The organism is Sinomicrobium weinanense (assembly GCF_018863395.1).
Classification (GTDB): domain Bacteria; phylum Bacteroidota; class Bacteroidia; order Flavobacteriales; family Flavobacteriaceae; genus Sinomicrobium; species Sinomicrobium weinanense.
This window is the reverse complement of sequence record NZ_JAHKRR010000001.1, coordinates 718,440-742,281: the sequence shown is the minus strand read 5'-3', so window position 1 is coordinate 742,281 and position 23,842 is coordinate 718,440. Positions and strand designations below refer to the sequence as shown.

Here is a 23,842-nt window from a genome sequence, read left to right as displayed (position 1 = left end):
CACCTGCATATAACTATTACACTTAACACATAAAAACAGTATATGAAAAACATTGCAGTCATTGGCGCCGGAACGATGGGTAACGGCATTGCCCATACGTTTGCACAATTCGGCTTTAAAGTACAGCTTATCGATATTTCGGAAAAGGCCCTGGACAAAGGGCTGGCCACCATCGGGAAAAACCTGGACCGGATGGTAAACAAAGGTACAATCACTGAAGAAGACAAGACCAGGACCCTGGATAATATCCATTCCTCCACCGATATAAAAAAGGGCATCGAACACGCAGGGCTGGTCGTGGAAGCTGCCACGGAAAACCATGAACTGAAACTGAATATTTTCCGTCAGCTCGACGAGTTTTGTCCCGAAGACACCATTCTGGCCACCAACACCTCTTCCATTTCCATAACACAGATCGCAGCGGTGACGCATAGACCGGAGCGCGTTATAGGCATGCACTTTATGAACCCCGTACCTATTATGAAGCTGGTAGAGGTCATAAGAGGATACAACACTTCGGACGAAACCACCCGAACCGTTATGGAATTGTCCGAAAAGCTGCAGAAAGTCCCGGTAGAGGTCAATGACTACCCCGGCTTTGTAGCCAACCGTATCCTAATGCCCATGATCAACGAAGCTATCGAGACCCTGTATAACGGCGTGGCCGGTGTAAGAGAAATAGATACGGTGATGAAACTGGGAATGGCACACCCCATGGGCCCGCTGCAACTGGCCGATTTCATTGGGCTGGATGTATGCCTGTCCATTCTCAACGTAATGCACAACGGGTTTAAAAACCCGAAATACGCTCCCTGCCCCCTGCTGGTGAATATGGTGACTGCCGGGAAACTGGGCGTAAAATCGGGCGAAGGGTTTTACGATTATTCCGAAAACAAGAAGGCGGAAAAAATATCGAAAATGTTTTCTTAAAATAGATACCTGGTCAGAGACGCACGGCCGTGCGTCTCTACCGGTTGGACGTTTTAGGTTTTTTAGGCTGAAAGGATGGTTCCTACTGCCTCTTAACGTTTGGGTATAACCCCTAAAAAAACAGATTTTTTGATTCATGGCAACAATACAACCCTTCAAAGCCGTTCGCCCCACAAAAGACAAAGTGGGCCTGGTAGCCTCGCGTTCCTATGAAAGTTATTCCAGGAAGGAACGGGAATCCCGGCTGAAGTACAATCCTTTCTCCTTTTTACATATCGTAAACCCCGGCTATAAATATCACCGGGAAGTTTCGGGAGAGAACCGCTTTAAACTGGTGCGTAACCGTTACCTGGAGTTCCGGGAAGACCACATCTTTATCCAGGACGAAACTCCTTCACTCTATATCTATAAGCAAAAAACAAGAAAACATACCTTCTGCGGTATCCTGGGTGGTGCAAGTGCCGGGGATTACAGGAATAATATCATTAAAAAGCACGAAGCCACCATACAATCGCGCGAAGAGTTATTTATGGAGTACCTTAAAACCGTAGGTTTCAATACGGAACCGGTACTTCTTACGTACCCGGACAATAATCTTATAGAAAACATCATAACCGACATAACCTCCACCATTCCTGAATATGAGTTTACCACGACCGACCGGATAACACACTTCTTGTGGAAGCTCTCCGACCCGGAAAAAATAGCTGTGGTTCAAAAGGAATTTGAGCAAATAGGTGATATCTATATCGCGGACGGACATCATCGTTCGGCCTCCTCCTGTTTGCTTGCGGATAACCTGAAAACGGAAAATCCCGGGCATACGGGCAAAGAGGCTTATAATTATTTTATGAGCTACTTTATCCCGGAATCCGATCTCAGGATCTATGAGTTCAACCGGATGATCAAGGGGCTTAACGGCCTTTCCAAAGAAGATTTCCTGATCCGGCTGGACGAGTGGTACCGTATTGAAAACCGCGGGGAAGAACTCTACCGCCCCTCTAAAAAACACCACTTTACCATGTACCTGGACGGAGAGTTCTATTCGCTCTATCTCCGGAAAACGATCTATGACTTTTCCGCCCCCCTGAGTACTCTGGATACCCAGATCCTTTACAAGACCATCCTGGAGCCTATCCTCGGTATCGGAGACCTGAGGAACGACGGCCGCATCGCGTATGGCTGTGGGAAAGACAATGTTGTGGAAATGAAATCACTGATCGATAAGAACAAATACGATGTAGGCTTCGGTATGTTGCCCGTAACGATAGATGAGATCAAAAAAATAGCGGACGAAGGCCTGCAAATGCCGCCGAAAAGCACATATATCGAGCCCAAGTTACGCAGCGGGATGACGATCTATGAGTTTTAGGTTTATATAGATTTTAGATTTTAGACTTTAGATATTAGATGTTAGATTTGTTGCTTGTAAATAGCTAAAACTGAAAAATGAGTATTTCCGAAAACCTCAGAAACCTGAAAAATGAGCTTCCGGAGCACGTTACCCTGGTAGCGGTGTCCAAGACCAAACCCATAAGTGACCTTATGGAAGCCTATAATGCCGGGCAACGGATCTTCGGGGAGAACAAAATACAGGAAATGACCGAAAAGTGGCAGCAAATGCCCGGGGATGTGGAATGGCACATGATAGGTCATGTGCAACGCAACAAGGTTAAATATATGGCCGAATTTGTCTCCCTCATCCACGGTGTGGACAGCCTTAAACTGCTTAAGGAAATAGAGAAACAGGCCGCAAAACACCAACGCGTGATCTCCTGTCTTTTGCAAATACACATTGCGGAAGAAGACACCAAGTTCGGCCTGAGCGAAGAAGAAGCCCTTGCCCTGCTGGAATCTGAAGAATTTCAGGCCATGAAACATGTTAAGATCACGGGGATAATGGGAATGGCAACCTTTACGGATAATCAGGACCAGGTAAAAAGAGAATTCCAGACTCTCAGGTCCCTTTTCGTTAAAATAGCACATAACAGGCCCGAAATAAATACATTATCCATGGGAATGAGTGGCGATTATACTATGGCCATAGATTGCGGCAGTACCATGGTTAGAATAGGAAGTAGTATATTTGGGGCGCGGAATTACCATTGATCTCCGGAAAATACGGAGACAACGGTAAGCCCGGAATAAAAAAGAAATTATAAGAAGAAGTGAAATCCATAATTCCCCAGGGGGGAAAGGGAGTATGTACGCTATTTTAGACATAGAAACCACAGGTGGGCAATATAATGAAGAAGGCATTACGGAAATTGCCATATATAAATATGACGGGCATAAGGTCACGGACCGTTTTATCAGCCTTGTCAATCCCGAACGGGAAATACAGCCCTTTGTAGTAAATCTCACAGGGATCAATAACAACATGTTACGGTCGGCCCCCAAGTTTTACGAAGTGGCCAAGCGCATTGTGGAAATTACCGAAGATTGTATCCTGGTGGCCCACAACGCACAGTTCGACTACCGGATCTTGAGAACAGAATTCCACCGGCTCGGTTTTGACTACAAAAGAAAAACGATCTGTACGGTAGAGCTTTCTCAAAAACTCATTCCCGATGCCGAGTCTTATAGTCTGGGCAAACTGGTACGCTCTCTGGGTATTCCCGTAAGTGACAGACACCGGGCGGGTGGCGATGCCCAGGCCACGGTAAAGCTCTTTAAACTGTTGCTCGCCAAAGACCAGGCAAAAGACATCGTAAAGCACAGTATAAAATCTGAAAATACAGGTACCTTATCCCCAAAGCTGCTCAATATTGTGGAAAAACTTCCCGAAACCGTGGGGGTTTACTACATCCACAAGGAAGACGGCAACATTATCTATATAGGCAAGAGCAAAAACATCAGAAAACGGGTAAACCAGCATTTTACCCGGACTTCCAAAAAAGCCAGGTTCATCCAAAAGGAGGTCGTGGCTGTTACCTACGAGGAAACGGGGAACGAACTCATAGCCCTTTTAAAGGAGAACGAGGAAATAAAAAAGAACCAGCCACGATATAACAGGGCCAGAAAGCGCAAATTGTTTTCCTACGGCCTGTTTCAAAAACAAAATGGCAGCGGTTACACCGAATTGTTTGCCGAGCAACTCAACGGCCGGCCCCCTGCAGCCAAAAAACCCGTCACCACCTTTACATCCGTCCACGAAGCCAAAAACACATTATACAAACTCACGGAAGAATTTACCCTGTGCAATAAACTCAACGGACTGTCCGACTCCAAAAAACATTGCTTTAACTACACCATACAGAAATGCAACGGTGCCTGTATAAACCTCGAACCCGCAGAAACATACAATAAGCGTGTGGAAGAAGCCGTAAAAAAATACAGCTATCCCCACAAAAACATGCTTATTATCCACAAAGGAAGAGCAACCGGAGAACGAAGTGTTGTTATGATAGAAAACAATGATTTTAAAGGAATTGCGTTTTATGACTTAAACTATCAGGTAAACAATATTGACATCCTGAAAAAAGTGCTTACCCCCATGAAAAACAATGCCGATGCCCGACATATTATCCAGATGTACCTGAGAAAACACAACGGGTACAAGATCGTGGAGTTTGCCCCTTAAATAATTTTTACACGATGATAGTCCGCTATCATCATTCATTGTACTGCACTCAAAAAAGTGAAAACGACCAAGACCAAATACGAATTATGGAAACAGAAGGCCCGTGTCATCATATACGGTACCAACACCCCTGCAGGAAGGCTGTTTGATATAATTATACTCTTTCTCATTATGCTCAGCATTCTTATCGTTATGCTGGAAAGCGTAGAGGAAATAGACCAGAAATACCACGAAATCCTGCTGATCTCCGAATGGGTCATTACATTGATTTTCACGGCAGAATACATTCTCCGTATCATTACCATCAAAAAGTCCTGGACTTATATTTTTAGTTTTTACGGCATTATAGACCTCATAGCCATTCTGCCGATGTACCTCTCCTATTTCTTTACAGGTACCCACGTGCTGGCCACGATCCGTTCGTTACGCCTGCTACGGGTGTTCCGGATCATGAAACTGATGCGGTTTATCGGAGAGGCTTCTCAATTAAAGACAGCTCTGAAAGCAAGCCGGACCAAAATAGCGGTCTTTTTATATACCGTACTAATTATCTCGGTGGTTATCGGGTCGCTGATGTTTATTATTGAAGGAGAAGAAAACGGGTTTACCAGTATTCCCAGGAGTATTTACTGGACCATCGTAACCCTTACCACGGTAGGCTATGGTGATATTGCCCCGCAAACGGAACTCGGGCAGTTTATCGCCATACTTATCATGATCCTGGGATACGGGATCATTGCAGTCCCCACCGGGATCGTCACTGTGGAATATGCCAGGAGCAAGCGTAGAACAAGAGAAAATGAACAAACAGATCCGGTGGTCAGGAAAAATATGTGCAGCCAATGCAATACCGAAAACCATATTGCAGGAGCGCGGTATTGCCATCATTGTGGCAGCCCCCTGGACAATACGGAACAACTATTTTAATGCTTTCAAAACCAATATGCCCAGAGCCTTAAGACCGGAAAAAAACAAATACCTGATAACCGTTGTAGGCCCCACCGCCATCGGAAAAACATCACTGGCCATTGAAATAGCCAGGCATTTTCAAACCGAGGTCCTGTCTTCCGATTCCCGGCAGTTTTTCAGGGAAATGAATATCGGGACCGCAGTACCGGCTGAAGAAGAACTGGCGACCGTCCCTCACCACTTCATACAGCACAAAAGCATCTTTGACGACTATTCTGTCGGGGATTTTGAGCGGGAAGCCATGACGGTGCTCAACGAACTCTTCCGCAACAATAAGGCGGTCGTTATGGCAGGCGGGAGCGGTTTATATGTCAATGCCGTGCTGAACGGGCTCGACGAATTTCCGGAAGTGGCCCCGGAGATCCGGGAACAACTCAACCGTGATCTTGAGGAAAAAGGCCTGGCTTCCCTTCAGGCCAGGCTGGAAGAACTGGACCCGGATTACTATAAGCGGGTAGACCGGGAAAACCCGCACAGGCTTATCAGAGCACTTGAGATCTGTACAGGAACAGGCCAGCCCTATTCTTCCTTTTTATCCCAAAAGACAAAAAAAAGGAACTTTATACCCATCATCATAGGGTTGACGGCAGAACGGAAGATCATTTACGACCGTATTAACCGCAGGGTGGACATCATGATAGAAAACGGCTTATTACAGGAAGCCGAATCCCTCTTCCCCTATAAACACCTCAACGCTTTACAGACCGTGGGGTACAAGGAATTATTTGAATATTTCGAAAACCGGTGCAGCCTGGAATTTGCCATCTCCGAAATTAAAAAGAACACCCGCCGTTTTGCCAAACGCCAGCTTACCTGGTTCCGGAAACAGGAAGATATTACCTGGTACGATCACGAGTGTGACATCCGGGAGGTACTTGGCGATCTTTCTGCACGGATAGTTAGTAAGCGGTGATTATCAATTATTTTCACCCCCGGACGGTTTTCATACTCAAACAGTTGTGTTTTCCGGTGTAAACTTCCGTTATTTTTTCCTTGCACAATCGCAAAACCGCACTATATTTGCACCGTTCGTTTGCCATGCGGACGTTCTTATATATAGGTTCGGGGAGATACTCAAGCGGCCAACGAGGACAGACTGTAAATCTGTTGGTTTTTACCTTCGCAGGTTCGAATCCTGCTCTCCCCACAAAGTTTTCAAATAAGCCGGCGTCAAAAGCCGATAGGTTTTTGTAAGGCGGCGTTTTGAAAACTTTGAGTAAGGGGCACCCTTACGGATCACCGAGCGACAGCGAGGTAATCCTGGTTGTTCTGAAAAAGCTGACGTGAAAAAGTACACAGCGTTTTTGTAAGGCGGCGTTTTGAAAACTTTGAGTAAGGGGCACCCTTACGGATCACCACCGGGCGACGACAGCAAAGTAATCCTACTCTCCTCCGACTTCAAACAAACCAATCGTAACATAATCATTCCATCAACCTTACAAGTTAATTAAAGGACCTCCTGAACTCCAAAGGAGATAAAGTCGTTTTCGATTTGAATAATTTGTTAAATGATGCCGGGTATTCAAACCCCAGCTCATAAGCAATTTCGCTTACTGAAAGCCCGGTGGTAGACAGTTTTTCCTTCGCCTTTTCAATCAATTTGCCGTGAATATGCTGTTGTGTACTCTGCCCTGTCAGAACTTTAAGCAAACTGCTCAGGTAATTAGGTGTAAGGTTCAGCCGGTCCGCTACTTCCTTCACGCTTGGAATGCCTTTATCGATCAGGTCATCCGCATCAAAATAACGGTTTAACAGATCTTCCAGCCGGCCCAGTATCTTATGATTGGTAATCTGACGGGTAATAAATTGCCGTTCATAAAAACGTTCGGTATAATTGAGCAACAATACTATCTGGGCAATAATGATGTCCTGACTGAATTTATCGATATTAGACTGATATTCGCGCTGAATATTTTTAAAAATATCAATCATCATATTTTCCTCTTTTTCCGAAAGAAAAAGGGCTTCATTGACCGCATATCCGAAAAAATCGTACTTTTTGATCTTCCCGGCAAGGTCCGTATTCCACAGAAAATCAGGATGTATAAGCAATAACCATCCGGAAGGGTCGGCTTTTGCATCCGGGTCTATTTCAATGTGAAGGATTTGCCGCGGTGCTATTAATGCCATAACGCCTTCCCCGAAATCATAAGGTTGTTGCCCGTAATTGAATTTTTTGCATACATTCCGTTTTAAACCAATGGAATAAAAATTTTGTATCCATTTGATACTGTGATAATCCTCCGGATATTGCACCATACTGTAATCGATCAGGCTGATTAGCGGATGTTCTGGTTTAGGCAGGTTGCTAAACTCATGAAATTCATTGATCGAATTGAACTGAAGCGTAGTTTTCATCACTGCAAAAGTAATTATTGAAGGCCCCGGGAATTCAGGACAAAATCCCCGGGCCATATCATCTATAAATTTATGTTTTAATTTTTAAATCCCGTAGAACAACTCAAGATTTTATTTTCGTCCAGTGCCCGTTGCAACGTGGCTATTTTCTGCTGTGCAAATTGACAGGCATCCTCTCCCATAAAGAAATGCACAGGAGGATTATCCGATTCACTCAACTGAAGAATAACCCCGGCAGCTTTTTCAGGGTCGTTGGGCTGGTTTCCATCGATTTCATTAAAATGAACCTGTTCTGCTCTCCTTGCTTCTGTATAAGCATCAATGGGAGCTTCCGGGGTTTTTATAGAACCTGAAGTAAGAAAGTCAGTCCTGAAATACCCGGGATAAACAAGGGTTGTACGGATATTGAAAGGTTTCATTTCTTCGGCCAATGCTTCCGTAAGACCGGCAAGGGCAAACTTGGTGCTGCAATAAACCCCAAATCCCGGGAAACTGCCGACAAAACCTCCAACGGATGAAATATTGAAAATATGACCGGACCTTTGCCGGCGGAGGTGAGCCGCCGTATAACGAATGACATTTGCCACACCAAAGACGTTGACATCAAAGTTTTGTTTTACCTCCCGGTCCAATAGTTCTTCTACGGTTCCGGTCTGGCCATATCCGGCATTGTTTACCACAACATCAATCTGTCCGAAATGAGCTGTTACTTTTTCAACAGCTTCTTTTACTTCCCGGTCGTTTGTAATATCCATTTCCAACGGAAGAAAAACATCGGAGACATCGGATATTTTCTGTTTCAGGGCTACAACCGTCCTCGAAGTGGCGGCGACATAATGGTTTTCGGCCAATAATCTTTTCACCAGTGCCAATCCCAAGCCTTTGGAGGCTCCCGTAACAAACCAAACTTTTTTAGTATCCATAATTATTGTTTTTAAATTACAGGACAAAGTTGGCAAGTCAGGGGCGGATTTATTTTTCCATATCTACGCCTGTGTTAGCCAAATCTAATATTATGTTTTTTATACATTTTTCAGGGAAGGCTCTATAAGGTATCTAATTATGTATATTTGTGTGTGTTGATTTACATTTACATAAGCCTCACCTGGTGCGTTAAAAAATCTCATACCTGTTACGGGGTGCTTTCCAAAACAAAATTTAATAGCATGATCTTATTGAGAAAAATTTATCCCCTCCTGTTTCTCGCTGTTCTATGGTCCTGTGTTGCCCGGGCACAACCGGACAGCATTCCGGTAAATAACGATAATGCATTGCTGCTCCATTCAAAAATGCTGAACGAACCGAGAAGTATCTGGGTACATCTGCCCGCAGCATATAATTCGACCAAAAAACCTTACCCTGTACTCTATTTGCTGGATGGTGAAGGACACTTCAAATATGTTTCCGGCCTTGTAGATTACCTTTCAGGCTATGACAGGAACAGGATTCCCGAAATGATCGTGATCGCCATTCCCAATATCGACCGTGGAAGAGACCTTACACCTGTTCAATTATTCAACGGAAAAACAGACCGTACGGGAACATCAAACACTGACGGCGGACATCAATTCCTGCAATTTATACAAAACGAGCTTATCCCCTATGTCGATACCAATTACCGGACTGCCCCTTATCGTATTTTAGCCGGACATTCTTTGGCCGGGCTCTTTAGCTTATACACTAAGGTAACAAATCCCGACCTGTTTAATGCCACAATACTGATGAGCCCGGCCATTGGCATGGATGGCGGAAACACAAAAATACTCGACGATTTTAAATCCTTCCTGAAAAGTCACCAGGATCTGTCTGATAAATTTTTTATCTCGATCGGAAATGAAAATACCCGGGCTGTCGATTCCATCGTCGAGCAACTAAGGATGTTCGCGCCCGAAAGTATGGATTGGGAATTTAAAAAATACGAAGCCGAAAATCATTTTTCCGTGACTTACAAAAGCATGTTCGATGCTCTTAAATTCATCTGTAAAAACTGGTTTATAGACAATTATGCCACAGCAAATATGACCTATGACGAAATCCGGTCACATTTTGATAAATTGTCGGAAGAGTTTGGCTATACGATGGTACCCCGGGAAGATTTTATGAATAACTACGGCTATAAACAACTGAGATCGAATAATATCGATGCTGCTATTGAAATATTCAAACAGAATATAAAAAACTATCCCGGTTCATGGAATGCCTATGACAGTATGGGGGAAGCCTACATGAAAAAGGGTAAAAGACAGCTAGCCATAGATCATTATGAAAAATCAATATCTTTAAATCCTGATAATAAAGGTGGAAAAGAAATGCTGAAGAAACTTAAAGCAAACAGTCAGGATTGACAGCTATAAACACATATAGAATCCTGACATTTTTTATTACGGGAGTCTGGCTTATCAACGGCCTTGTCTGTAAAATGCTGAACCTTGTTCCCCGACACCAGCAAATTGTTGCAAGAATTCTGGGAGAAGATCATTCAAGGCATCTGACTATTTTAATCGGCTTTTCAGAAATTATTATGGGAATTTGGGTTTTGACCAGGTTTAAATCAAAATTCAATGCTATTACTCAAATAATAATTGTAGTAATAATGAATACTTTAGAGTTTATTTTAACTCCCGATCTGCTACTCTGGGGCAGACTTAACGCTGTTTTTGCGTTACTGTTTGTCGGGCTTGTTTACTATAATGAATTTGTTTTGAACCGGAAATTAAAACTGCAAACATTGCCATGAAGTTTTTAAAAAATCATCCGTTTGCAGTGGAGGCTTTTTTTGAGCGTTCTCTTGTGCTGACTTTTGCCGTACCTAAAGAACAACTTCAACATTTTGTTCCCGAATGCCTGGAACTCGATACATTTCAGGACAAATGGGCATTTATCGCTGTGGCAATGGTTCAGACAACCAAACTGCGACCAAAGGGATTTCCAAAGTTTATGGGGAATAACTTCTTTCTTATAGGGTATCGCATTTTTGTTCGTTATTCCAACATAGCCGGAAAACGGCTAAGAGGCTTGTATATCATCAAATCAGAGACAGACAAGAAGAAAATGGAGATATTGGGTAATACTTTTACACATTACAATTATACAACAACCGACATCAAACAAAATATAACAGGAAACTTATTGACCATAAAATCGGAGAGATCGAAATTTCAGATAGAAATCGATCAAACCGAAGATCATGTAAAAATCCCTGACGGATCACCCTTTATCGACTGGAAAGACGCAAGAAAATTTGCTGGCCCCCTGCCCTTTACTTTTACTTACAACAAAGAAGATAATACTGTTTTAATCATTGAGGGAGTCCGGCAAAACTGGAAACCCAAGCCTGTAAAAGTAAAAAGCTATGAAGTCGAATTTCTGAATAAGCTAAACCTTAAAGGTATGGTTCTGGCCAACGCATTTGAGATCAGGAATATTCCGTACTATTGGAAAAAAGGAAGAATTGAAAAATGGAACTAAAACGAAATCCTTTACAGGGAGTATTCAACATCATCCGTTTTAACTGGCACTTTTATTTGGTTGCCGGCCTTATTCTTGCTTTATTAATTGTATTCAGGAAACATTTACCGGAACCCGTAAAGTCTTTTACCCTGGGGATTGCATTGCTCGCCACCTTGACCATAATCGTTTCATTGATCATTTCATTTTATATCTATGATATTTCAGACCTTTACCAACTTAAGTGGCTTAAAGATGCTGACCACAAGAACATTCTGAACATAAATGCGGGATTTGACGAGACAAGTGAAATTATTAAAAGTAAATACCCGGACAGCGACTTAACCGTGTGCGATTTCTATAACCCCTTCAGGCACACAGAAATATCTATCAAAAGAGCAAGAAAAGCCTATCCTCCCAAAGACAACACTATCCGGGTTACAACAGATAATTTTCCATTTTCAGACCGTTCTTTTGATTATGCTTTAGCTGTTTTATCAGCACACGAAATAAGGAACAAAAGAGAAAGGACAGACTTTTTTAAAGAACTTAACCGGGTTACAAAAACAACGGGACAGATATTTGTAACCGAACATTTAAGAGACCTGAATAATTTTATGGCGTATACCATTGGTTTTTTACATTTTCACTCCAGGTCAAGTTGGTTGCAAACCTTTGAACAGGCCAACCTGAGCGTAAAACAGGAAATTAGAACAACGCCATTTATAACGACTTTTGTATTGGAAAAGAATGGAGATACATTTTAAAATAATCGGGGTTTTATTAATGGCTTTAGCTTTAGTTCACATCATCTTCCCAAAATACTTCAAATGGAACGATGAATTAAAATCGTTGAGTTTAATAAACCGGCAAATGATGATCGTTCATACTTTTTTCATTGCACTTGTAGTTTTTTTAATGGGGCTCTTATGCCTAACTTCAGCAACAGAACTTATAGAAACAAAACTTGGCAAGACCATTTCACTTGGGTTTGGGGTCTTTTGGGGCATAAGATTGTTTGTTCAATTCTTTGGCTATTCGTCAAAGCTGTGGAAAGGGAAGACATTTGAAACAATGATTCATATTATCTTCAGCGGGCTGTGGATATATTTAAGCGCAGTATTCTGGATAAACTATTTAGAGTAAAAAATTCTTCCAGGATAAAAAAATAAAGAAACCCTGTCCCCATTTTAAAATGTCAGCCGTCATTAGGGTGAACTTAAAAATTTTAAAAATGAAAGAATTTGCATTAATTTTCAGACTCAAAGACATTACCGACTTTAAGCCTTCGCCCGAGCAAATGCAGGAACGGATGAACTGGCTGGGAAGTATTGCCGCACAAAACAAACTGGCAGGCAAAGGCACAACGCTTTTACCTGTTCCCGGAAGTGCCAAAACCGTAAAAGCTGACAAGGTAGTAACGGATGGGCCCTATACTGAGATCAAGGAATTTATCAGCGGGTTTGTCGTTGTAAAAGCAGAAACCATTGACGAGGCGGTTGAAATGGCAAAAGAAAACCCGATTTTTAAGATCGGGGGGAACATTGAAGTCCGTGAAGTTTTAAAACGCGATTAGTATTGGGCAGGCCAACATCACATAACGACCTTTTACCACATCTGTTCCGGCAGGAATATGCAAAAATGACGGCTGTTTTATGCCGTCATTTTGGTTTAAAGCACATTGAGATCGCCGAAGACATAGCCAGCGACACATTCCTGAAAGCCTCCGAACACTGGGCCATGAACGGGGTTCCGGATAACCCGGCAGCCTGGCTTTATACGGTTGCGAAAAACAAGACAAAAGATTATTTCAAACATATTTCTGTTTTTGAAACGCAAATCAGACCGGCATTAAAACCCGGTGAACACGAAAAAGAAAAGGAGCTTGAGTTTAGCGACCAGATTATTGCAGACAGTCAACTGGCCATGATCTTTACGGTATGTAACCCTAACAATCCTCCTGAAGGTCAAATTTGCCTGGCGCTTCAAATCCTTTGTGGCTTTAGTGTAGAAGAAATAGCCAATGCCTTTCTTACCAAAAAAGAGACCATCAAAAAGCGTTTGCAACGGGCAAGAACCAATCTCCGCAACGACAATTTCCGGATCAGGTTAATAAGCGAAACCGAAATCCGATCGAGGCTGGACACTGTTTTAAAAACACTGTACCTGCTGTTTAACGAGGGGTATTTTTCCAAAACCAACAATCAGCTCATCAGAAAAGAGTTGTGTTCCGAGGCAGTAAGACTTGCTTTGCTGCTAACGGAAAACCTATTGACAGATACGCCACAAACCAATGCTTTACTGGCATTGATGTGTTTCCAGAGCTCCCGGCTGGAAGCCAGGACAAACCACAAAGGTGAAACCGTACTTTTTGAAGCACAGGACAAAAGCCTATGGGACAAATCGCTCATTGAAAAGGGTAATTACTACCTGGTGAACGCCACCAACGGAAATGAGATCTCAACATATCACCTGGAAGCAGGTATTGCGTACTGGCACACGGCTTCAACAGGCGAAAAAAAGTGGCCGCATATTTTGCAATTGTACAATCAACTTATTTTAATTGAATATTCGCAAATAACTGCACTGAACAGAATATTTGCCTTCGCCCAAGTGTACGGACGCGAAAAAGCCATCCCCGAAGCAGAAAAATTAAACCTGTCCGAAAGTAATTATTACCACGAGCTGCTGGGCTATCTGTATGCGGAGCTGGATATTGATAAGGCGGTTGACCATTACAAACAAGCCATTAACCTGACCAGATCCAAAACTGAAAAACAAACCCTGTCCAAAGAAATTGAACGGCTGAAAGAAAAAAACGGAAGATAACGCTCTATAAGCGTAATGTAAACTAATTAACGTTAATAATGGATAAGAAAAAAGGCTCCTCTACTTCGGCAAGCTCAGTATATCACTTGTCGAAGTAGAGGAGCCTGTTAGAAATCTCAAACAAAGGTTGCAATTTTTAAATGTTTTTGATCCAAAGGGCTTAAACATTATTCACGTTAATTAAGCTAAAAATAGTATAAACCCTCCGTTATTCAGGAATTGATGGCCTGGGGCATTTTTTCTCCTTTGAACACGGCCACCAGGTTTTTTGCCGCCATGGTGGCCATGGCTGTTCGTGTTTCCAGGGTCGCGGAGCCTATATGGGGCAAAACGCAGACATTGGACATCTGCAACAGGGGATTGTCCGGAAGCATGGGCTCCGGATCTGTTACATCCAGCCCGGCTCCCCATATTTCCCTTTCTTCCAGGGCGGTAATAAGATCGCTTTCGTGGTGTATCTTACCTCTTGCCGTATTGATAAATATGGATGTTTTCTTCATCTTCCGGAAACAGTCCCTGTTAAAACGGTACTGTGTTTCGGAAGTGAGGTTGGTATGTACGGAAAGTACATCACTTTCTTCAAGTAGTTCATCAAAGCCTACATAACGTGCATCTACAAGTTTTTCGGCTTTCGCATTTCGGCTTCTGTTGTTGTAAATAATATGCATTCCGAAAGCTGCCCTGGCCATCCTGGCAAACTCCGCTCCTATCCTGCCCAATCCGAAGATCCCCAGGGTCTTTCCATTTATCTCCGTTCCGAGTTCGTACAGGAAGCCCTTGTCCTTCCACTCCCCTTTTTCTATTTGCCCGGCCCGGAAAAATGCTTTTCGGGAAGTGGCCAGCATCAGGAGAAAAGCTGTATCGGCCGTCGTTTTACTCAATACATCTGGGGTGTTGGACACCGGAATACCATAATGTGCAGCGGCTTTTAAATCTACATGGTCATACCCCACACTGGTCAGGGCAATACCTTTCAGATGCTTACACGACTCCATAAAATATGCATTGAGTCCGACACTCCCTACATTCAATAACAAATCTGTTTTTTTGCAGGCTGCTATAAGATCGCTCTGCTGCATCTTTTGGTCCGAATTATTATATATTACCTCCAGCCCCTGTTCTTCCAGGAACCCGATCACCTTCTCAGGAATTCTGCGGGACACGAATACTTTCATTGTTGTCTGTTTCCGGTTTTTATCTGTTTTTCCACGGCTTTAAAGTAGTAAAAATAAATGTACAGACTTGTTTTGCCTCCTTCTAACAGTATATTTATAAGTTTTAAAAAATTGGAAAAATGTAGGATAAGTTGTATATTTTCAACAAAAAACAAATATTATGAGCGATGAGAATAAATTAGATCATATGCGAAAGATCCTTTCCAAGCTGGAAGATATTAAAAACACGCAGGAAAGCAGTATAGACAAAATAAACCATGTAATTACAGACCTGTTTCAGTCTCCGGACCCCAAACTCGAAGAAATCATGGAGCAGGCACATCAGAGAGCTTCTGACAATGTAGATATGGTCCGTGCAGCGATGGAAGAATACGAAATGCGTATCAATAAATTATCCATGCAGTAGTACGGGCAAAAAAAGCGGAACCAGAAAATAACAGCATTAAAGCCTTCCCCGATTCCGCTCTTTTGACCATATAAGTTTGTTTCGGTCCGGGTTTAAAGTTCCAGATCAGGCCAGCCTTCGCGGTAATTGCGTTTTACGAATTGGTTAGCGGCTTCAAAATTGGTTACCCTTCTGTTTACACCATCCCATTCGAGGGTTATGCCCCTTCCGGGGTAAGTGATCTTTCCATTGACCTCTTTCCTGTAATTGAAACTTCGGATGGCCAGGTTACCCATTAAAATACTCTGTGTAAGCGGCACGGCATATTCGACGAAAGGAGAGTCTACTTCCTGTTTTCCGTAACCGGCAATACAGGCATCTACCCATTGTTTATAATGGCCTTCGGCTTGTCCGGGAATACGTTTGTACTTTTGAGGAACATTGACTTCCTGAGTGCGGCTGGTCGGTAACAATTGTGCATCGTCTCCATAAACACCACACATCATTTTTCCTTTGGTCCCTTCAAAGATAACACCGTTGCCCAGATCGTTATGGCCTCCCATGATCTCGTTGGGGCCTAGTTCTTCCGGACGCTCGGGCTGAATACCTCCGTCCATCCAGTTCAGTTTGATATCCTCTCCGTTCTTCCCTTTGTATTTAAAGTGAACAGAAGATGAAAGCGGGGCACTATCGGGGAAGTATCCGGCCTTGAAATTGTCTACATAAGGAGTACTGACACTGCAATTCACTTCCGTTGGGAAGCCTAACTCCATAACTTTAAATACCGGCCCTACGATATGGCAGGCCATATCTCCGAGTGCCCCGGTTCCGTAATCCCACCAGCCTCGCCAGTTAAACGGTACAACCATATCTTCATACTCCCTGTAAGGTGCTGTCCCCAACCACAGGTCCCAATCCAGGCCGGCAGGCACGGGCGGTTTCTGGTCCGGCCATTTTATACCTTGTGGCCATACGGGACGGTCGGTCCAGCAATTGATCGTGTGAACCTCTCCTATAAGTCCGGCTTCATACCATTCTTTCAGGATACGGATCCCGTCGTTGGAAGAACCCTGGTCTCCCATTTGGGTAACAACCTTGTATTTTTTTGCGGCTACACCCAGCATATAAGCCTCATGAATATCGTGAGTCAGGGGTTTTTGCACGTAAACGTGTTTCCCCATTTTCATAGCGTTAAATGCAACGATGGCATGTGTATGATCGGGAGTTCCTACCGAAACGGCATCAAAATGTTTGCTTTCCTTATCGAAAAGTTCCCTCCAGTCTTTGTAGTATTTGGCTTTGGGGAATAATTCCCTGTTCTTTTTGGCCTGACGATCATCCACATCGCACAGGAATGCTATTTCTGCATTACCTGCTGCTGCAAATTTCCGGATATCGTCGCCACCTTTACCTCCGGCACCTACACCGGCGATCAGCAATTTATCACTCGGAGCAATAAAACCGGGGCCTCCTAAAACGTGCCGGGGAACGATATAAAAACCGGCAGCGGCAACAGAAGCACTTTTAATAAAGTTTCTCCTGGAATTTGAAGGTTTGGATTGGTTTTTGCCATTCTTTTCTTCCATAATTAAAACTGTTTTTATTATTTGGGTTAAAACTTTTTTCTTGTTGTTCTTATGGCTTCAGAAGCAGTTTTCACCTTCTCTGCCACCAGTTTTCCCTTATCCTGTCCCGACCCCGTCCTGTCCGGGTCCTCATGCTTTCGGGGTCGATCTTCCCTTCTTATATGAACTTTATTGAGATGATTTCAATTACCGCCTTAAATTACAAATAGTTTTAATTTTATCATTAATCTTTAGGAAAAATTAAGTGTTAAAGAACAAATTCATGAAAAATAAGAATTGTTATCACAGCCTCCCTTTCTTTTTATAAGAAACTGTTTAGTACATGGCAAAAAATACATCGAGGGGAGCCTTTAGCTCTTCCCCGCTTGTGCCGAGTCCTTCGATTTCACTCAGGATAAACTGAAGCCGTAATATGGAGGGAGCAAAGAATCACAGAGAAAAATATATCATTGGTAGTATACCTAATGCCGGTCGTACTTAACCCATCAACCTAATTCTCAACACTTTTAAATTCTTTAATGGCAGCATTGGGTTCTATGATATTATATCCTTCCCAGAATGAAGGATCATATTCAGACAAGTATTGCGGAACAACACCGGGCTCTTCTTTATACCTCTCAAAATCCGATTCATTTATGACATCGCTTTCAAAAACGATCATTTCGCTTTTGTCGTTATACCCGAGGATCAAATGAACATCGCCTGCCACCTCATTTTGTTTGCGCCGGCCTTTTACGTGCTTGTTTTTCTCAATGATCTTGATGGGCCTTTTAAAGCCTACTTTTCGCCCGTGTTTTTCCTCGATATACTTTAACGCGTATTTATCCCTGCTGTTTTTTTCGTAGAGCAGGGTCCCTTCTTGAAGGTGTTCATTGTACGATACACCCAAAAGGCTGAATTTTTGGATCGGTTTCACATTTTCATAATCGGCCCGGATCACTGCAAAATCATCGGCATTTACATAAAGCGTGCCTTTATAATCTGCCCCGTGCCTGGGCTGGAAAGAGATCTTATATACAATATAATCGTGCAGGGTGGTTATATTTTCCAGCTTAAACTCATATTTGCGGTTTTTATGAATAAAATTGAGGTCCGATTTTTTAAAGATAAAATTGTGATGCTGCAGTTTGGCAAGCGACCGTTTTTCATATTGAAGAAATTGCTTTTTCCGCTCCTCCTCCTGTTTTTGGCGTTCTTCGATCACAGCTTCTGCTTCCCGGGCCTTATCGTCTCCGAACAGGGAGGAGTCTATTTCTGTCTTAGTGCCGATCCATCCCGATTTGACCTTAAAATAGGAATCGCGCTTCACGTGGGCCCTTATGATCCGTTGTAGTTTATCGGTCAGTGCATTGACAGACATTTCGTTGTCCTTATCATATAAACGGGAGGCTTTGATGATATGCAATTTGGTATTCGGGTCATCGGGGGTTACTTTCCCGTAAAATTCGCCCAGGAACTCCGTATGGTCCGAATTGCGATCGGGTACTGCATATAACAGGCTATCGACAAAGGCCTGGTTAAATTCGGGAATGCTGCTCTTTGTTAAAGTAGCTTCTTTTTTGTCGATATAGGAATAATCCGATTTTCTGAAAAACAGTTTTTGTTTCAGCATATCGAAATCGTAATTCTTTTCCAGGCTGTCTTTGACATGTGCTATAATTTCATCCACAGTGTAGTTCTTATTCAAAAGGAACACCTCGTCCAGTTCGATGATCTTGGGCTTCAAAGCAATTAAAGAGTCCTTAAACCCTATAAGCTGAATTGTCTTTTCTTTATACCCTAAACAACTTATATACAGAGAGTCATCTTTATCTAATTGATCTTTAAGATGAAGTGTAAAATCGCCTGATTCCGAACTTATGACCCCGATACTTTTGTTCACTGAGACCGTTGCGAACGGGATCGGTTTTTGACTGGCGCTGTCAATGACCCTGGCTGTAACAGATCGCTGGGCCACGGTATGGGGTACACCACATATGAATACGGCTAGTACTAAGTAGAATAACTTCATGGAGCTTATTTTAGCCTGAAAATAATGCATTCCGTTGAAAATCATATGTTATTTAATGTTTTATTGAGAAGATTTTATCACTAATTAACGTTCGGATGAGTTATTTAACAGGGTTTTACATTTAGTCTTCCGGCCTGTATTAAAACTTCCCTCCTCCGGTATGAAATCAGTGCTTTACCACAGACTTCAAAGTACCGTCCGGGTTTAATATCAGGGCATAAGAAACCCTTTCGTTACTCACATCGGGGGCATACCAGCGTAAAGATCCGTTGTGTATCCGGAGATGAAATGTATAATCATCGGAAGTACTTCCCATTTCCATATATTTTTCCTTCAGCACCTTATATACATTATAGGCATTCTCAAAAGGGACCTTATCCAGTTCCATACGATCCCGGGCAATATTATCACGCAGAAAGCCTTACAGGTTGGGCATCCTGCCATTGTCCGTCTCCATAACGGTACATATCGGCATATTCCGGATTATCCGGGTTTTGTATCTGGAGATGTATTCTTCCGTCATCGTAAAAATAAATGATCCTGTGTACGTATATGGTTTTCCCCCTGAATTCCGGCAGGTTTCTGAGGGACTCCTCGGCCTCCTTTAGAGCTTCCGGGTCACCAGTTAAGGGCAGCGGCGGTTCCTTAACCTTTGGTTCTTCCGTATCCTTTTTTCCGGAACCGATTTTTTCTCCGGCATCCGTTTCGTGAGTATTCCTGTTTACGGTTTTCTGCCCGTCCTCTTCCTTGTTTTTTAAAGTGTCTTTAATAGATCTTGAAAACTGTTCGCACGAAGCAACACTCCACAACAGGGCGAACAAGCAGAACGCTTTAAGTACGGCATTTCCTTTCATATCATCAAATGGAATTAACATCCTGGGCAAAGGCTATTGTATGAGGTTCCCCGGGCAGATAAAAGATCTCCTTTTCTTTCAGGTTTACCCTGCCTATCTCTGTAAGCGGAACTATTCTCTTAATGACTACCTTATGCTCCTGCCCGTTCTTATCTGCAAACCTTACCGTAAACCGGACCTCTGGCTGGTTGTTTATATAAGTTCCCGTCTCAGAGACATCCGATATCTTTGCCATCGTTCTGCTCCCTGTAAACTTCAACCGCAACGCTTCTTTTCCTACCGGCACATTTTTAAAGATGACCTTGACAATAACCAAATAAAAGATCCCCGCAAAGAGCAGTAGCATCCCGGCCGAGCTGATAAGCGGATGATCCAGGGATAAAAAACGCCATCCATAACCTTTATTTTCGGTAGTGTAGGCATATGTGTAATACCAACCCAGTCCGGCGGCAAATAAGAGCCACAAAACAAAAAATTTATAATTGATGCGGCTTTTCGTTCCGTCGAGCACCACATAAGGCCTTTTTTTAAATTTACGGTCCACCCGCAGAAAGATATGTTTTCCTGCTACAAAACGGTTTTGCCGGGGCCTCGTATCGTTGACCTCCATTTTATGCCACACCTTTTCTCCTTCCAGGTTTTGCAACTCCAGTACCAGCGCCTTGCGTTCCGCCGACGGGTGTACAGGTTTCAGTTTTTTTACTTCAATGATCTCCGCTTCCATCCTTACTCCTTCGTGCATCAGGTCGCGTATATTCTTTTTTGCCAGAAACGAATTCTTATAGATCAGCCGTAGTAACACAAACAGGATAAATCCCCACATCAATACACTCAGTGCAAGATATGCCAGGGCCGCCTTGCCATCTCTCTGTGCAAGAAATGCATCAGAAGCCGTATTGTAATAAATAATGGCGGGATGCGCGAAAATAAAATATAGGATGAACAGAATCCAGAAATATATAAAGTACCTTCCCATGTAAATAACCGGGTTAAATCACAAATGCAGTAGTTCGGGTGTCGGAGCCTCACCGGAAAAACAATGCAAAGATACCGAAAAAAACGGATGCCTGAAGGACTTCAGTACCGGATGAATATCCGTGTATTAGTGGTCTAAGCCTATATAAACTAAAGGAACTGTGATCAAATTTCAGGATTTTAAACCACAACCGGGGCCAATAAAAAAGCGGGGAAATATCCCCGCTTTTTCCATCTGTCCTGTCTAAACTAAACGGTTTGTTGAACCTTTCCGTTCAATGTGCTTTTTTGATTTTTAAAGTTGGGGCTTATGATCTGTGCTTTTCTGGCATTATTCACCAGGTTCAGCACTTTGTGCAGGAGATTTGTTTCGTTCTTGAACAAAGATTTTTTCAAAGCCTGCATTTCCGCTTCCATACTGTGCCTTACCTGTTTTTTGAGTTCTTCGGTAAAAGACAGGTTAAAGATCTTCTCATATAAAAATTTATGGTTAGAAAGCGAAAACCTTCCATTTCCCAGACAAATATAGATCTGATTTTCATCGTCCATAAGAAAATATTCGTCGGAAATAGGGGAGATCAATTTTTTTACACTCTCCTTTTCTGAAAAATACAATACGATTTCTTTAATGTATTTTTCGTCCTCTGTTAACTCTCTTTTCTTAAATCCAAACATTTTTCACGAATTTTTGAAGAAGTCATGGCTTCGCCCAAATTTGGGCGGGAACACCATGGTCACTCAAAAACTTCTTCCGTTCTATTTATTTTGACACGGAAAGTCACAAAAAGTCACAATAAAAATTTCGTATCGACACAAACTTTCTATATATCAACGTTTTAAAATCTAAAATATTTTAAAATACAATGAAATTAAATCCCGGATATACAGAAAAGTTTATTTTTAGATTGAAAATCGGGAAAGATTTATTGGGATTTACGGAGCAACCACTACACATCATCCCCCTCAAGTATCTCCACCTTCCGGTTGGAAACACTCTTTATGGGATATACTATTTTCTTCTCGCCTGTTGCCACCACAAAACTGATATTGTCGATCATTACGATGACACCTTCTACCCCATCGATCCGTACCCGCATTCCTATTTCGAAATTCTTCCGGGTATAGAAACCGAGTATGAGCCTGTAAATAATATCTCTCGAGCCCAATCCCAGCGCAATGGTTAAAGCTGCCAGGAATGCTCCCAAAACGATGAGCAGGTTGTTGGTAATGATATCGGTATTGATCCCTATCTGGTTCAGCGCTGTTATGCCTGCAATGATGACAACCACATAGAAAACCAGCAATCCTATGGATTTGGAACCGCTCAGGTCGAACGATTTGAGCATGCCCTGTACGGTATTTTTGAGAAAAGTGGCCACAATTACACCTATGACCAGAATAGCCAGGCCACTGAAAAATTGCGGTAAATAGGCTATTAACCTGCTGGCTTCGGTCGATACTACTGTTAGTCCCAGCATGTCAGAGCCGACAATGATAAGGATAAGGATCACAAACCATTTTACAAAGGCCAGTACTACTTTGACCAGGTCTATTTTAAAGGAAGAGTTTTTTAAAAATTCAACTTCGTTGATCTTTGCAGACAGTTTATCTATTCTGGTCAATTTTAAAGCGCTTTTTACCAGAATTACAACCACTTTGTAAACCACCCAGCTCAGCAGCAGAAACAACAATGTCCATAAAATTTTTGGAAGTATCCCGTAAAGTTCGTCAAAAAGTCTTTTCAATACATTGAGGTCCAGGCCGTTTCCCATAGTTGCAGGTAATTTTTTGCCAGATTAGGAGGGTTATTTTTTAGTTCGCTTGTTCTTAATATTCAACAGCTCATTCACCGTTAACGGATACTTAACGGCTACGAGGTCTGCTACATCCAGTGAAAGTTTTATCAGGGCAATATCATCCATGACCTTTCCGCGGATAGATTCCGGCAGTTCTTCGTCTTGTATTATTTTCTTAAATGGATTTTCCACTGCTCTTTTCAATTCATTTTATTATACAGCTCCAGTAGGCGGTGTTTGGCCCGGTTTAAACGCATTTTTGCAGCACTTTCTCCGATTTCCAGAGCCTCGGTAATATCTTTTATAGAAAAATCGTCCTGGTATTTCATCAGGAGGATCATTTTATCATCCGGATTGATCTCTTGTAAGACCTGTGCCAGCTTCTCTTCTCTCAGGCCAAGGATCTCATTGTCATTCACTTCTTCCCTTTCATCCGCAAAATCTTCAGTGGCGACAAACACCTGTCTGCGTTTGTTCAGGTTCCGCTGCATATAGTTTACACAAAAATTATATACGAACGAATACAGCCAGGTCGAAAACCGGGACCGTCCCTTAAATGTTCTCAGTTTTGCAAAAAGCACCACAAAAATATCGTGCGTCAGGTCCTGTGCCTCTTCTTTTGATTTGGTAAAGGAAAGACACTTGTTGTATACCGTACGTGAATATCTGTCATAAAGAGCCGCAAACAGATGGGGATCGTTTACCTGTACTATCCGGGATACAAGTTCCTCATCCGTGATGTTCTCTACATCCGTTTTACGGTTTTTCTCCTTCATAGACAGATCAGGGGCAATCCTTTTTTAAAGTTAGACACATTATGTACCGTTAAGGTCACATTATTTACAAAAATATTTATTTTTTATTTAAAAAAGGTATCTTATTATGACTCATTTAATTACAGTAGCTTATACCAGCACAATAGAAAAGAGGCCAGTTCTGGTATT

General features: G+C 42.5%; 26 protein-coding genes and 1 tRNA gene. 15 read left to right on the top strand and 12 right to left on the bottom strand.

Going from position 1 to position 23,842, the window contains the following annotated elements:
* Positions 1-42 precede the first annotated feature (42 nt).
* The 7 genes from KN811_RS03280 (at position 43) to KN811_RS03250 (ending at position 6,629) form a co-directional block, all read left to right on the top strand.
* Positions 43-930, top strand: a complete 888-nt coding sequence (locus KN811_RS03280) for a 3-hydroxybutyryl-CoA dehydrogenase (RefSeq protein WP_187966895.1) — start codon at positions 43-45, stop codon at positions 928-930.
* 136 nt (positions 931-1,066) lie between these two features.
* Positions 1,067-2,302 carry a DUF1015 domain-containing protein gene (locus KN811_RS03275; RefSeq protein WP_187966896.1) on the top strand — a complete coding sequence of 412 codons (1,236 nt, stop codon included), beginning with the start codon at positions 1,067-1,069 and terminating at the stop codon, positions 2,300-2,302.
* A gap of 77 nt (positions 2,303-2,379) precedes the next feature.
* A complete protein-coding gene (locus KN811_RS03270; RefSeq protein WP_187966897.1) occupies positions 2,380-3,039 on the top strand; it encodes a YggS family pyridoxal phosphate-dependent enzyme in 660 nt (219 codons plus the stop codon).
* Positions 3,040-3,133: 94 nt separating this feature from the next.
* The gene (locus KN811_RS03265) at positions 3,134-4,513 is read left to right on the top strand and encodes an exonuclease domain-containing protein (RefSeq protein WP_187966898.1); all 1,380 of its coding nucleotides are present in this window, start codon (positions 3,134-3,136) and stop codon (positions 4,511-4,513) included.
* A gap of 57 nt (positions 4,514-4,570) precedes the next feature.
* The gene (locus KN811_RS03260) at positions 4,571-5,440 is read left to right on the top strand and encodes an ion transporter (protein ID WP_187966899.1); all 870 of its coding nucleotides are present in this window, start codon (positions 4,571-4,573) and stop codon (positions 5,438-5,440) included.
* Positions 5,441-5,456: 16 nt separating this feature from the next.
* Positions 5,457-6,395, top strand: coding sequence for a tRNA (adenosine(37)-N6)-dimethylallyltransferase MiaA (gene miaA / locus KN811_RS03255; RefSeq protein ID WP_187966910.1), 939 nt, complete (start codon positions 5,457-5,459; stop codon positions 6,393-6,395).
* A gap of 151 nt (positions 6,396-6,546) precedes the next feature.
* Positions 6,547-6,629, top strand: a tRNA-Tyr gene (locus KN811_RS03250).
* Positions 6,630-6,925: 296 nt separating this feature from the next.
* Here the strand turns inward: KN811_RS03250 and KN811_RS03245 are convergent.
* Both KN811_RS03245 and KN811_RS03240 read right to left on the bottom strand, forming a co-directional pair.
* A complete protein-coding gene (locus KN811_RS03245; RefSeq protein WP_187966900.1) occupies positions 6,926-7,840 on the bottom strand; it encodes a helix-turn-helix domain-containing protein in 915 nt (304 codons plus the stop codon).
* Positions 7,841-7,917: 77 nt separating this feature from the next.
* Positions 7,918-8,763, bottom strand: a complete 846-nt coding sequence (locus KN811_RS03240) for an SDR family oxidoreductase (protein WP_187966901.1) — start codon at positions 8,761-8,763, stop codon at positions 7,918-7,920.
* A 243-nt stretch (positions 8,764-9,006) separates the two neighbouring features.
* Here KN811_RS03240 and KN811_RS03235 point away from each other — a divergent pair, with 243 nt between their 5' ends.
* The 7 genes from KN811_RS03235 (at position 9,007) to KN811_RS03205 (ending at position 14,116) form a co-directional block, all read left to right on the top strand.
* The gene (locus KN811_RS03235) at positions 9,007-10,185 is read left to right on the top strand and encodes an alpha/beta hydrolase-fold protein (RefSeq protein WP_187966902.1); all 1,179 of its coding nucleotides are present in this window, start codon (positions 9,007-9,009) and stop codon (positions 10,183-10,185) included.
* Positions 10,182-10,577: a DoxX-like family protein gene (locus KN811_RS03230; RefSeq protein WP_187966903.1), complete on the top strand. Its 396-nt coding sequence runs from the start codon at positions 10,182-10,184 to the stop codon at positions 10,575-10,577. Before KN811_RS03235 ends, KN811_RS03230 begins: the two co-directional genes overlap by 4 nt.
* Complete coding sequence (locus KN811_RS03225; protein WP_187966904.1) at positions 10,574-11,308, top strand: DUF2071 domain-containing protein; 735 nt, start codon at positions 10,574-10,576, stop codon at positions 11,306-11,308. The genes KN811_RS03230 and KN811_RS03225 overlap by 4 nt, the downstream gene beginning before the upstream one ends.
* Positions 11,299-12,054 carry a class I SAM-dependent methyltransferase gene (locus tag KN811_RS03220; protein ID WP_187966905.1) on the top strand — a complete coding sequence of 252 codons (756 nt, stop codon included), beginning with the start codon at positions 11,299-11,301 and terminating at the stop codon, positions 12,052-12,054. The genes KN811_RS03225 and KN811_RS03220 overlap by 10 nt, the downstream gene beginning before the upstream one ends.
* Positions 12,038-12,433: a hypothetical protein gene (locus KN811_RS03215; protein ID WP_187966906.1), complete on the top strand. Its 396-nt coding sequence runs from the start codon at positions 12,038-12,040 to the stop codon at positions 12,431-12,433. The genes KN811_RS03220 and KN811_RS03215 overlap by 17 nt, the downstream gene beginning before the upstream one ends.
* 88 nt (positions 12,434-12,521) lie before the next feature.
* The gene (locus KN811_RS03210; RefSeq protein ID WP_187966907.1) at positions 12,522-12,863 is read left to right on the top strand and encodes a YciI family protein; all 342 of its coding nucleotides are present in this window, start codon (positions 12,522-12,524) and stop codon (positions 12,861-12,863) included.
* A gap of 2 nt (positions 12,864-12,865) precedes the next feature.
* Positions 12,866-14,116 carry an RNA polymerase sigma factor gene (locus KN811_RS03205; RefSeq protein WP_345725297.1) on the top strand — a complete coding sequence of 417 codons (1,251 nt, stop codon included), beginning with the start codon at positions 12,866-12,868 and terminating at the stop codon, positions 14,114-14,116.
* A 212-nt stretch (positions 14,117-14,328) separates the two neighbouring features.
* Here the strand turns inward: KN811_RS03205 and KN811_RS03200 are convergent, their stop codons facing one another.
* Complete coding sequence (locus KN811_RS03200; RefSeq protein WP_187966908.1) at positions 14,329-15,291, bottom strand: 2-hydroxyacid dehydrogenase; 963 nt, start codon at positions 15,289-15,291, stop codon at positions 14,329-14,331.
* A 160-nt stretch (positions 15,292-15,451) separates the two neighbouring features.
* Between KN811_RS03200 and KN811_RS03195 the strand changes: the two genes are divergently transcribed.
* Positions 15,452-15,697, top strand: a complete 246-nt coding sequence (locus KN811_RS03195) for a hypothetical protein (RefSeq protein ID WP_187966909.1) — start codon at positions 15,452-15,454, stop codon at positions 15,695-15,697.
* A 92-nt stretch (positions 15,698-15,789) separates the two neighbouring features.
* Here the strand turns inward: KN811_RS03195 and KN811_RS03190 are convergent, their stop codons facing one another.
* The 9 genes from KN811_RS03190 to KN811_RS03150 form a co-directional block, all read right to left on the bottom strand.
* Positions 15,790-17,262: a Gfo/Idh/MocA family protein gene (locus KN811_RS03190; protein WP_216334659.1), complete on the bottom strand. Its 1,473-nt coding sequence runs from the start codon at positions 17,260-17,262 to the stop codon at positions 15,790-15,792.
* Positions 17,263-17,752: 490 nt separating this feature from the next.
* Entirely contained in the window at positions 17,753-19,273 is a 1,521-nt protein-coding gene (locus KN811_RS03185) for a carboxypeptidase-like regulatory domain-containing protein (RefSeq protein ID WP_187966669.1), read from the bottom strand.
* 166 nt (positions 19,274-19,439) lie between these two features.
* Positions 19,440-19,661, bottom strand: a complete 222-nt coding sequence (locus KN811_RS03180) for a hypothetical protein (RefSeq protein WP_187966668.1) — start codon at positions 19,659-19,661, stop codon at positions 19,440-19,442.
* A 19-nt stretch (positions 19,662-19,680) separates the two neighbouring features.
* Positions 19,681-20,127 carry a hypothetical protein gene (locus tag KN811_RS03175; protein ID WP_216334658.1) on the bottom strand — a complete coding sequence of 149 codons (447 nt, stop codon included), beginning with the start codon at positions 20,125-20,127 and terminating at the stop codon, positions 19,681-19,683.
* Between the two features lie 4 nt (positions 20,128-20,131).
* The gene (locus tag KN811_RS03170) at positions 20,132-21,103 is read right to left on the bottom strand and encodes a hypothetical protein (protein WP_187966666.1); all 972 of its coding nucleotides are present in this window, start codon (positions 21,101-21,103) and stop codon (positions 20,132-20,134) included.
* A gap of 248 nt (positions 21,104-21,351) precedes the next feature.
* Entirely contained in the window at positions 21,352-21,777 is a 426-nt protein-coding gene (locus tag KN811_RS03165) for a hypothetical protein (protein ID WP_187966665.1), read from the bottom strand.
* 272 nt (positions 21,778-22,049) lie between these two features.
* The gene (locus tag KN811_RS03160; RefSeq protein ID WP_187966664.1) at positions 22,050-22,874 is read right to left on the bottom strand and encodes a mechanosensitive ion channel family protein; all 825 of its coding nucleotides are present in this window, start codon (positions 22,872-22,874) and stop codon (positions 22,050-22,052) included.
* Positions 22,875-22,907: 33 nt separating this feature from the next.
* On the bottom strand, positions 22,908-23,102 hold the full coding sequence (locus tag KN811_RS03155; RefSeq protein ID WP_223129415.1) for a hypothetical protein: 195 nt from the start codon (positions 23,100-23,102) through the stop codon (positions 22,908-22,910).
* The gene (locus KN811_RS03150) at positions 23,099-23,674 is read right to left on the bottom strand and encodes an RNA polymerase sigma factor (protein ID WP_187966663.1); all 576 of its coding nucleotides are present in this window, start codon (positions 23,672-23,674) and stop codon (positions 23,099-23,101) included. Before KN811_RS03150 ends, KN811_RS03155 begins: the two co-directional genes overlap by 4 nt.
* Positions 23,675-23,842 lie beyond the last annotated feature (168 nt).